At 69.8% G+C, this 9921-nt stretch carries 10 protein-coding genes and 1 pseudogene; 5 read left to right on the forward strand and 6 right to left on the reverse strand.

The window, feature by feature from the left end:
* From Q4F04_RS13225 to Q4F04_RS13245, 5 genes and pseudogenes are all read left to right on the forward strand, one after another.
* Positions 1 to 489 (forward strand): (Fe-S)-binding protein (locus Q4F04_RS13225; RefSeq protein WP_303370282.1); only part of this gene is annotated, 489 nt, incomplete at its 5' end.
* A gap of 2 nt (positions 490 to 491) precedes the next feature.
* Positions 492 to 1913, forward strand: coding sequence for a lactate utilization protein B (locus Q4F04_RS13230; RefSeq protein WP_303370283.1), 1422 nt, complete (start codon positions 492 to 494; stop codon positions 1911 to 1913).
* Complete coding sequence (locus Q4F04_RS13235) at positions 1910 to 2551, forward strand: LUD domain-containing protein (protein ID WP_303370284.1); 642 nt, start codon at positions 1910 to 1912, stop codon at positions 2549 to 2551. Before Q4F04_RS13230 ends, Q4F04_RS13235 begins: the two co-directional genes overlap by 4 nt.
* 84 nt (positions 2552 to 2635) lie before the next feature.
* Positions 2636 to 4345: pseudogene (gene dld / locus Q4F04_RS13240) on the forward strand (D-lactate dehydrogenase).
* A 352-nt stretch (positions 4346 to 4697) separates the two neighbouring features.
* Complete coding sequence (locus tag Q4F04_RS13245) at positions 4698 to 5552, forward strand: DMT family transporter (RefSeq protein ID WP_303370285.1); 855 nt, start codon at positions 4698 to 4700, stop codon at positions 5550 to 5552.
* A gap of 138 nt (positions 5553 to 5690) precedes the next feature.
* On the opposite strand, the gene Q4F04_RS13250 is transcribed toward Q4F04_RS13245, so the two are convergent.
* The 6 genes from Q4F04_RS13250 to Q4F04_RS13275 all read right to left on the reverse strand — a co-directional run.
* Positions 5691 to 6260 carry a hypothetical protein gene (locus Q4F04_RS13250; protein ID WP_303370286.1) on the reverse strand — a complete coding sequence of 190 codons (570 nt, stop codon included), beginning with the start codon at positions 6258 to 6260 and terminating at the stop codon, positions 5691 to 5693.
* A gap of 163 nt (positions 6261 to 6423) precedes the next feature.
* Complete coding sequence (locus Q4F04_RS13255) at positions 6424 to 6924, reverse strand: HdeA/HdeB family chaperone (protein WP_303370287.1); 501 nt, start codon at positions 6922 to 6924, stop codon at positions 6424 to 6426.
* Between the two features lie 74 nt (positions 6925 to 6998).
* Positions 6999 to 8570, reverse strand: a complete 1572-nt coding sequence (locus tag Q4F04_RS13260) for a GMC family oxidoreductase (RefSeq protein ID WP_303370288.1) — start codon at positions 8568 to 8570, stop codon at positions 6999 to 7001.
* Positions 8571 to 8586: 16 nt separating this feature from the next.
* Positions 8587 to 9108: a Twin-arginine translocation pathway signal gene (locus Q4F04_RS13265; protein WP_303370289.1), complete on the reverse strand. Its 522-nt coding sequence runs from the start codon at positions 9106 to 9108 to the stop codon at positions 8587 to 8589.
* A 43-nt stretch (positions 9109 to 9151) separates the two neighbouring features.
* On the reverse strand, positions 9152 to 9547 hold the full coding sequence (locus Q4F04_RS13270) for a VOC family protein (protein ID WP_303370290.1): 396 nt from the start codon (positions 9545 to 9547) through the stop codon (positions 9152 to 9154).
* Positions 9548 to 9637: 90 nt separating this feature from the next.
* On the reverse strand, positions 9638 to 9921 hold a 284-nt coding region (locus Q4F04_RS13275; protein ID WP_303370291.1), incomplete at its 5' end, for a ribbon-helix-helix domain-containing protein.

Raw genomic sequence — 9921 nt, forward strand, 5'->3', positions numbered from 1 at the left:
CCCGAACTGCTGGCGGGCGACCCGGAATGGGCCGCCCGCGCCCGCGACTTTGCCGGGAAGACCCACGAGATCACCAGCTTCCTGGTCGATGTCATGGACTACCGGCCGCAGGGGCGCCGCCTTGACGCGACGGCCACCTATCACGACAGTTGCGCGGGCCTGCGGGAACTCGGCATCGCCGCGCAGCCGCGCGCGCTTCTTGCCCAAGTCGAGGGGCTTGAAATGCGGGGGCTCGAGGGCAACGACGTCTGCTGCGGCTTCGGCGGCACCTTTTGCGTGAAATATTCCTCCATCTCGAACGCCATCGTCACCGAAAAGGCCGAGGCGATCGAGCGCACCGGGGCCGAACTGCTGCTGTCGGGCGACCTCGGCTGCCTGATGAACATGGCGGGCAAGCTGCACCGGCGTGGTGCGAAGACCCGCTGCTTCCATACCATCGAGGTCATCGCGGGCCGCGCGGGCGGCCCCGCCATCGGCGAGGAGGGCTGAGCATGAACGCGCCGCAGGCAGGCTTCAAGGAACGCGCCCAAGCCGAACTGAAGAACGCGGTCCTGAAACTCGCCATCGACCGGACCACCGGCAACGCCGAGCGCAAGCGCGCGGCCGCGGTCACGGCCTTCCCCGAGTTTCAGGCCGCCCGCACACGGGGCCGCGCCATCAAGGACCATGTCATCGCCCATCTCGACCATTACCTCGAGATGTTCGAACGGAACGCCACCGCCGCGGGCGCGACCGTCCACTGGGCCACTGATGACGCCGAGGCCCGCGCCATCATCACCCGCATCTGCCTTGACGCGAACGCCAAGCTGGTGACTCGCGCCAAGTCGATGCTGGGCGAAGAGATCGGCCTGCCCCATGCGCTGGCCGACGCCGGGATCGAGCGGGTCGAGACGGACCTGGCCGAGCACATCATCCAGCTTGCGGGCGAGCGGCCCTCGCATATCGTCTGGCCCGCGATGCACCGCACCCGCGAGCAGGTGGCCATTCTGTTCAAGGAAGCCCACCATCCGCCGCCCGCCGCGGACGATCCCGCGACCATGGTGCAAAGCGCACGGCGCGAGTTGCGCGCCAAATTCCTGGGCGCCGACATCGGCATCTCGGGGGCCAACTTCCTGGTCGCGGACACCGGCGCCACCTGCACCGTCACCAACGAGGGCAACGCCGAGCTGACCACCACGCCGCCGCGCATCCACATCGTGACGGCGGGGATCGAGAAGCTGGTGCCGTCCACCGCCCATGCCTTTGCGCTGCTGCGGCTTCTGGTCCGGTCGGCCACGGGCGGCGAGATGACGCAATACACCACCTTCCACTGCGGCCCGAAGCGTCCCGGCGACGCCGACGGCCCCGAGGAGATGCACATCGTCCTGGTGGACAACGGCCGCACGCGGATGCTGGGGGACGAGTTCCGCGACATGCTGCGCTGCATCCGCTGCGGGGCCTGCATGAACCATTGCGTGGTCTATCGCCAGATCGGCGGCCATGCCTATGGCGGGACCTATCCCGGACCCATGGGCGCGGTGCTGACGCCGGTGCTGGACGGGCTGGCGCAATCGCGCGACCTGCCCCATGCCTGCACCATGAACGGCCGCTGCGCCGAGGTCTGCCCGGTCGAGATCCCTCTGCCCACGCTGCTGCGGGCCTGGCGCACGCGAAGCTGGCGCGAGCGGCTGGAGCCTCGGACGGTCCGCGCGGCCCTCGGCCTCTGGGCGATGGCGGCGCGGCGGCCGGCGCTTTACCGCCTGGGCAGCCGCATCGGCGTGCGGGCGCTGCGGCTGTTCGGGCGCCGCGGCTGGATCGCCAGCCTGCCGCTGGCCGGCGGCTGGACCGCCTACCGCGACCTGCCGCGCCCTTCGGGGCGGACCTTCATGGAACAGTACCGCGCCGAACAGGCCCGGAAGGAAGGCCGCAGATGACTGCCCGCGCCCGCATCCTTGCCGCCATCCGCGCCGCCCGCCCGGCGCCCCTGCCCCCTGCCGAAGCCATCGCCGCCGAGGCCGCCGCCCTGCTGGAAGCGCCCGAGAGCATCCGTCCCCGGCCCGTCGAAGCGACGCTGGCGGCCGAGTTCGTGCGCAAAGCCTCGGCCCTCGGCACGAGTTTCGACCATCTGCCCGACAGGGCGGGGATTCCGATGGCGGTCCGCCGCTATCTGGACAGGCACGGCCTGCCGCCGGCGCTGGCGCTGCAACCCGCCCCGGCGCTCGCCGCGCTCGACTGGACTGGTGTCGAGACCCATGACGCCGTCGCGCCTGACCAAGCGGCCGCGCTGGGGCTTGCCCTCTGGGGCATCGCCGAAACCGGATCGCTGGTCATCCACTCCGGGGCGGATGCGCCGATCCTGCTGTCCTTCCTGCCGCTGCACCACATCGTCGTGCTCGAGGAACGCAGCCTGCTGCCCCATCTCGAAGACTATGCGGCGCGCATGGCGGGGCAGCCGCAGCCCCGCAACGCCATCCTCATCACCGGTCCCAGCGGCACCACCGACATCGAGGGCAGCTATGTCCGGGGGGCGCACGGCCCCGGATTCCTGCATGTCCTCATGATCGGCGGTTGAGACCGGTCTGCCCCTCATCCGCATCCCGGCCCCCCTTGCGTCCGGGCTGCCCTGTCATCGCCGATCCGACCGGAGGTCACGATCATGACGCAGCGTTCCTCGACAGACTTCAGGACAGACCACCCGCCCGTCGATCCCGGCCCGGCCTTCCTCGACGCGCTGCGCATAGTCGTGGGGCCGCGCCACGTCCTAACCCGCCCGCAGGATACCGAGCGCTTCCGCATGGGATACCGTTCCGGCGGGGGCGAGGCCGAGGCGGTGGTCCGCCCCGGCACGCTGCTGGAACTGTGGCAGGTGCTGCAGCTTTGCGTGAAGGCGGGACGGATCGTGATCGCGCAGGCGGCCAACACCGGGCTGACCGAGGGCTCGACGCCCAAGGGCACCTATGACCGGCCCGTGGTCATCGTGAACACGCTGCGGCTGTCGCGGATCGACACGATCCTCGACGGCGCGCAGGTCGTCTGCCACGCGGGGGCGACGCTTTACGATCTTGAACGCAGGCTCGATCCCCTGGGGCGCGATCCCCATTCGGTGATCGGATCAAGCTGCATCGGCGCCTCGGTCGTGGGCGGGGTCTGCAACAACTCGGGCGGCGCCCTGGTGCGGCGGGGCCCGGCCTACACGGAACTGGCGCTGTTCGCCCGGCTGGATGCGGACGGGACGCTGCGGCTGGTCAACAACCTCGGGCTGCGGCTCGGCAACGATCCCGAGACGATCCTGCGCCGACTGGATGCGGGCGAGATCCGGCCCGAAGACATCGATCCACAGGCGGGCGCTGCGTCCGATCACGGCTATGCCGAACGAGTCCGCGACGTGGATGCAGAAACGCCCGGCCGCTTCAACGCCGATCCGGGGCGGCTGCACGAGGCCTCGGGCTGCGCCGGGCGGCTCGCCGTCTTCGCGGTGCGGCTGGACAGCTTCCCGCGCCCCGCCGCGGCCGAGGTCCTTTATGTCGGCACCAACGACGCGGCCGCGCTTGCCACCCTGCGCCGTCGGCTGCTGACCGAACTCGACCCGCTGCCGATCGTGGGCGAGTATATCCACCGCGAGGCCTGGGACATGGCGGCCCGCTTCGGCCGGGACACGCGGCTTTTCATCGAGTGGTTCGGCACCGCCCGGATGCCGGTGATGTTCGCGCTGAAGGGCTGGGCGGATGCGCGGCTGCGCAAGATTCCCCTGACCTCGGACCTCAGCGACCGCTTGCTTCAGGTCGCGGGCCAGCTTGCGCCGGGCCGCCTGCCCCGCCGGATGCGCGACTTCCGCAACCGCTTCGAGCATCACCTGATCCTCAGGGTGGAAGCGCCGTCCGACCGGGCCGGGCGCATCCTGACCGAGACGGTGGGGGCTGACGGCTGGTTCCGCTGCACGCCCGCCGAAGGGTCAAAGGCGATGCTGCACCGCTTTGCGGTGGCGGGCGCCGCGGTCCGCTACGAGGCGATGAACCGCCGCCGCACCGGGGGACTGGTGGCGCTGGACGTGGCGCTGCGCCGCAACGACCGCGACTGGATCAAGCCGGTGCCGCCGGAATGAGCGGACAAGGTCGCCGCGACCCTTTCCTATGGCCACTTCCTTTGCCACGTCTTCCATCTGGACTATGTGCTGAAGAAGGGCGCCGATCCGGCCGCCTTCAAGAAGGCCATGCTGGCGATGCTGGACGCCGAGGGCGCCGAATATCCTGCCGAGCATAACGTGGGGCATCTTTACCATGCCAAGCCCCAGCTTGCCGCCTTCTACGAAGACCTCGATCCGCTGGCGCGCTTCAACCCGGGGATCGGCGGCACGCGCCGCTCCTGAAGTCTCCCGCCGATCCCGACGGGCTTGGTCCCGTGCCCTCATGCCTTCGGCGGGACGGCTGTTCCGCCGGTCTGCCCTGCCTTGGCCTGCGGCGAGGCGGATTGCGCCCCGGCATGTCACGCCTTCATGGCCGTGTCCCGGCGCGCGGGCTTCATCATTGCCTTTCTTCCGGCTATCTGGCGGAGCAATGTTCTGAACCTGCCTGCAAACTCAGGTCTCTGCCCATGGGCATGCCGCCCCCCGCCCTGCGTCGGCGGGCCTGGCAGGCTTGCATCAGCAGGGGAGAGGGAGGTTCCGATCCGGCCTTGCGCGCTGCCGGATAGCGCGCCGATGCGGACTGAAGGAAATGCCGATGCAGACCCCTGCGCCCCTGATGGTTCTTGGCCTCGTCGTCCTTGCCACCACGGCGATCGTCTGCGGCGACACGGCCGGCAAGCTGCTGACCGGGGCGGGGGTGCAGCCGCTGTTCGTGGCCTGGTCGCGTTTCGCGCTGGCGGCCCTGCTGCTGTTCTGGGTGCTGGGCCTGCGGCCGTCCGGCCTGAGGCGTCTGCTGGACTGGCGGCTGATCCTGCGGGCGGGTCTGATCGTCGGCGCCATCTCCTCGATCCTGACCGCGCTTCGGACCGAGCCCATCGCGAATGTCTTCGGCGCCTTCTTCATCGGCCCGATCGTGGCCTATGTGCTGTCGGCCCTGCTGCTGGGCGAGCGCGTGTCCTGGGCGCGCACGGTGATGCTGGCGCTGGGATTTGCCGGCGTGCTGCTGGTCGTCCGGCCCGGCGGCGAGATGGGGATCGGCATGATCTTCGCGGTGATGGCGGGCACGCTCTACGGCTCGTATCTTGCCGCGACGCGCTGGCTGACCGCCTTCTATCCGCCGCCCTTCCTGCTCGGCTCGCAACTGGTGATCGGGGCGGTGCTGCTGCTGCCTGCGGGCCTTGCCGACATTCCGGCAAGCGCCGACCTGCGGATCTGGGTGCTGGTGATCGTCAGCTCGCTCGCCTCCGCCTTCGGCAACTATCTGCTGGTGGTCGTGAACCGGACCACGCCGGCGACGGTCTCGGCGCCCCTCATCTATTTCCAGCTGATCGCCGCCACCGTGATCGGGTTCCTCGTCTTCGGCGACTGGCCGGAGCCCTTGGCCCTGCTCGGCCTGGCCGTGATCTTCGCTTCGGGTGTCGGCGGCCTGGCGCTGGCCCCCAGGCGCTAGGCGCAGAGCGGCATCAGGCCGGGGGCTTTCGTTGCATCGGGCGATCCCGTGCAGCCGGCAGGCCAGATCAGTTGCAGGCGAGCCAGCTTCGGCCAGTCCCGGCACGACAAGCGGGGAGGTCCCTGAAGGCGCCGTGGCTCAGCCAGGTGCCTCGATCCCGAGCCCGGCCGCCTTCTGCCCGTCGATCTCGCAGACGGCGGCCTTGGACAGCGCGGTGCCCTCGGTCGGGGCGGCGCTATCGTCCAAGGCTTCCTGGGGGTTCTCGGCCGCGCTGGCCTCGGGCGAGGCGGCGGTGGCGACCGCAGCCAGATCGCCGCCGCCTGCCGCCTCTGCACCGCTGCCTGCCGGGGCTGCGGCCGTTCCCGGCCCGGCGCCTGCCATGCCGGCATCGCCGGCGCTGGCCGTATCTGCGGGACCCGTGCCCGAGGCCTTCTGGGTATCCTCGGCCGATGCCACCGGCGCAAGGTCGGTGGCATCGGCCGCAACCGAGGTCTCGGCCATGGTGGCGATCTGGGTGCCGAGCTGCGCCCACTGCTCGCGCAGCGTCTCGGCGCTGATTCCGCAGGCCTGTGCCGCGAGATCGACAGGCACCTCGACCACGGCGCCCTCGACGCTGACCCCCACGGTCTGGGGCGCGTCCTGGGCCCAGGCGGTCCCGGCCAGCAGCGGCAGGGCAAGACAGGCGGCGATGGTCAGGCGGTGTGACATGGCTGGAACTCCTCCCGGATGGATCTGCGCGAGACTGCGGGCAGGGGCGCGTCACGGCGGTCCCTGCCCGCGGGCGGCGACGCGGCCGCAGGCAAGGGCCGCCTGCCCCCGGCCTTTGTCCCGGGTCCCGCCCCTTGCGGGCGCGCAGCGGGACGGGCGGCTGTCACAGGTTGTTCCCGAAGGCCGCCCGCAGCGCGTTCAGCGCCAGCGCATCCGGGCCGCCCTCGCATGAGGTGCGCATCGCGACCAGCCTGCGGTCGCCGCCCTCGTCGGTTACGGACACCTCGGTGCCATCGGGGGCGAGCTTGCCGCTTTCGTTCTCTCCGGTGATGACCTCGGGCGCGCCGGTGCCGCCACCGGGGGCCTCCGGTTCCGCCGCCGGGGCCTCGGTCCTGTCGGCGCCCGTCCGGTCCTCGACCACGCCGGCTGCGCCTTTCGGTGATGCGTCGGGGACAGGCAGGGGAGCGTCGGGCAAGGGCTCGTCCGAGACATGGGCCTGCATCGCCGCCCTGACGCTGGCCTGCCCCCCGGCATCGAGCGTCAGGAACTCGCGGCAGGTCATGGTTTCAAGCCGCGCCACGTCCTGGGGCGTGGCATCCTGCCCGAAGGAAGGGGCCGCCGCGGCAATGCAGGCGGCGGCGATGGCCGGAAACGGGAACCTCATCCTTGATCCTCCCTGATGCGCGCTTGGCAGGCCGTTGAAAGGGGAAAGAGCGGTCGCCCGCTCTGACCCGTGCGTCAAAGATTGCCCGCGCCCATCTCGCGGGCGATATGGTCGGCCTGGCGGATCGCAAGCGCCACGATGGTGAGCGTGGGGTTCTCGGCCGCCCCGGTGGTGAACTGCGAGCCGTCCGACACGAAGAGGTTGGGGATGTCGTGGCTCTGTCCCCAGCGGTTCACCACCCCGTCGCGCGGATTGTCCGACATCCGGTTCGATCCGATGTTGTGGGTGGACGGATAGGGCGGCGTCGGCAGCGACCGCACCGCGCCCGCCGCCTTGTGGATCGCGATCCCCCGCTCATAGGCATGGTCGCGCATCGCCACGTCGTTCGGATGGTCGTCGTAATGGACCACCGGCGTCGGCAGGCCGAACTGGTCCGGAACGCCCGTGTCCACCGTGATCCGGTTGGTTTCCTGCGGCATGTCCTCGCCCACGATCCACATGCCGGCCATGTTCTCGTAGCCGTCCAGCGCGCTCGTGAACTCGCGTCCCCAGGCGCCGGGGTCGAGGAAGGCCGCCATGAAGGGCAGGCCCAAGGACAGCGTTTCCAGCTCGTAGCCCGCGACGAAGCCGCGCGCGGGGTCGTGGCGGGATTCGTCGCGCATGATCCCGGCCATGGTCGTGCCGCGCCACATCCGCACCGGCCGCTCGAAGATGCTGTAGACCGAGCCGGTGACATGACGCATGTAGTTGCGCCCGACTTGCCCCGAGGAGTTCGCAAGACCGTCCGGGAACATCGCCGAGGCCGAATTGAGCAAGAGCCGCGGGCTTTCGATGGTGTTGCCCGCCAGGCAGACGATCCGCGCGGCCTGCCGCTGTTCCACCCCGTCCTTGTCGAAATAGACGACGCCCGTGATGCGGCCCTTGTCGTCATGCTCGATCCGCGCCGCGTGGCAGCGTTCGCGCACCTCGAGGTTGCCTGTCTCCTCGCCAAGCGGGATCTCGGTATAGGCGGTGGACCACTTGGCGCCCCATTTGCAGCCCTGGAAGCAGAAGCCCGTCTGCTGGCAGGCCTGCCGCCCGCCGTATTCGATCGAGTTGATCGCCATGCGGCCGGTGTGAACCTCCTGGTAGCCGACGGCCTTGGCGCCCTTTTCCATCACCAGGAAATTGTTGTTGCCCGGCAGGCCCGGCTGGCCGTTGGTGCGGGTCACGCCCATCCTGGCCTCGGCCAGCGTGTACCAGGGGTCCATCTCACCCGCGTCGATGGGCCAGTCGATCAGGTTCGCCCCCTCGACCCGGCCATAGTTCGTCAGCGCCTTCCATTCGTGGTCCTGAAAGCGCAGCGAGGCGCCCGCCCAGTGGGTGGTGGTGCCGCCCACCGCCTTGACGATCCAGGTGGGCAGGCCCGCGAAGTCCCGCGACAGCCGGAAGCTGCCGTCGGACCGGCGCGTGTCCAGCCAAGCCAGTTGCGCGAAGCTTGCCCATTCGTCGTTGACGTAATCCTCGGGCAGGTAGCGGCCGCCTGCCTCCAGCGCCACGACGGAAATGCCCTTCTGCGACAGTTCGTTGGCGAGCGTGCCGCCGCCCGCGCCGGTGCCGATGATGACGACCACGCTGTCGTCGCTGTTGCTGAACGGAGCAGCCATGTTCCCGGTCCTCCCCTTACAGCCAGGCGATGTCGTTGAAGCCGCGGTCGATGTAGCCGCCTTGGCTGAAGCTTTCGCCCTCGTAGCCGAAGAGCGGCCAGATCTCCTTCTGGTTATACAGGTCGGTCACGAGGCCTGCGCGGATGGTACGGAAGAACTCGCCCTTCTCGATGGCGCGCAGGACGGCCACGCGCTCGGCCTCCCACAGGGCGCCGAGGTAGCTCGGATGGCCCTGCCCCTGCGCGGCGGCATCAAGGGCCGCGATCCCGGCCTCGACCATCGGGGCCTTGTCAGCGATGTCATAGCCCTTGACGGCCACCGCATAGCGGTCGTCGGGAATGCGATCGTGGGGATAGATGTCGCGCGCCATCTGCACCAGCGTCGCCATGGTTTCGGGCTTCAGGGCCGTGACCTCCAACGCCCAGGCGGCCCCGCGTTCGGTGACCCAGCTTGCGCCGACCAGAAGGCTGCCCCCTGCCGCGACGCTGCGCGCCAGAAGCTCGCGCCGGGTCATGCCGGCGCGGTCGATCCTGTTCATGTCTCTCCTCCCTTGGGTCCGGCCCCCTCCCCGGGGCCTTGCCTCAGCGAAAGCGGCCTTGCCGCTGCAGCACCTCGATCTGATAGCCGTCCGGGTCGGCGATGAAGAAGAAGCGGGCGATGACCTCGCCTGCGGGTGCGAAATCGACCAGCTTGCGCGGACCGAAGCCCAGTTCGGTCAGCCGCGCGTGTTCCGCCTCCAGGTCGTCGACCGAGACCGCCAGGTGGCCGTAGCCGTCGCCCAAGTCATAGGGTTCCGTCCGGTCCTTGTTGATGGTCAGCTCAAGCTCGAAGTCGTTTTCGGCATTGCGCAGGTAGACCAGCGTGAAGGCCGGGAAGTCCAGCCGCGTGCCCACCTTGAGCCCGAAGGCCCGGTCGTAGAAATCGACCGCCCGCGCCTCGTCCAGCACCCGGATCATGGAATGGATCGCCCTGGCCATCGTGCCCTTCCCCTTCTTCCTTTCCCTCTGGCTACAGCCTTTCCGGCGGGGGCGGGCAGTAGCAGGTTACTACAGCTTCACCTTTCGGCCTTATTCGGCCGCCATGGTGAAGCCCGCCCCGCGCGCCTGCTGCATCTCGATCAGGCAGGCGCAGCGCAGCAGCGAAGCGAAGTTCCGGACGCCGCCCCGGATCTCCTGCACCTCGTCATGCAGGCGCGAGACGAAGGCCGGCGTCGTCATCCCCTCGCGCGCCGCCATGCCGTCAAGGATGCGCCAAAAGCTGCGTTCCAGCCGGATGCTGGTGGAATGGCCGCTGAGCCTCAGGCGCCGGGTCACGGGCTCGTAGCTTTCGGGTGGCTGGCCGGCATAGACTT

The organism is Paracoccus sp. (in: a-proteobacteria) (assembly GCF_030536915.1).
Lineage (GTDB): Bacteria > Pseudomonadota > Alphaproteobacteria > Rhodobacterales > Rhodobacteraceae > Paracoccus.

What these genes read in the sequence shown, in the direction of transcription:
- Q4F04_RS13230 (WP_303370283.1), top strand. Translation starts at nt 492, where the DNA reads ATGAACGCGCCGCAGGCAGGCTTCAAGGAACGCGCCCAAGCCGAACTG.
- Q4F04_RS13235 (WP_303370284.1), top strand. Translation starts at nt 1,910, where the DNA reads ATGACTGCCCGCGCCCGCATCCTTGCCGCCATCCGCGCCGCCCGCCCG.
- Q4F04_RS13245 (WP_303370285.1), top strand. Translation starts at nt 4,698, where the DNA reads ATGCAGACCCCTGCGCCCCTGATGGTTCTTGGCCTCGTCGTCCTTGCC.
- Q4F04_RS13250 (WP_303370286.1), bottom strand. Translation starts at nt 6,260, where the DNA reads ATGTCACACCGCCTGACCATCGCCGCCTGTCTTGCCCTGCCGCTGCTG.
- Q4F04_RS13255 (WP_303370287.1), bottom strand. Translation starts at nt 6,924, where the DNA reads ATGAGGTTCCCGTTTCCGGCCATCGCCGCCGCCTGCATTGCCGCGGCG.
- Q4F04_RS13260 (WP_303370288.1), bottom strand. Translation starts at nt 8,570, where the DNA reads ATGGCTGCTCCGTTCAGCAACAGCGACGACAGCGTGGTCGTCATCATC.
- Q4F04_RS13265 (WP_303370289.1), bottom strand. Translation starts at nt 9,108, where the DNA reads ATGAACAGGATCGACCGCGCCGGCATGACCCGGCGCGAGCTTCTGGCG.
- Q4F04_RS13270 (WP_303370290.1), bottom strand. Translation starts at nt 9,547, where the DNA reads ATGGCCAGGGCGATCCATTCCATGATCCGGGTGCTGGACGAGGCGCGG.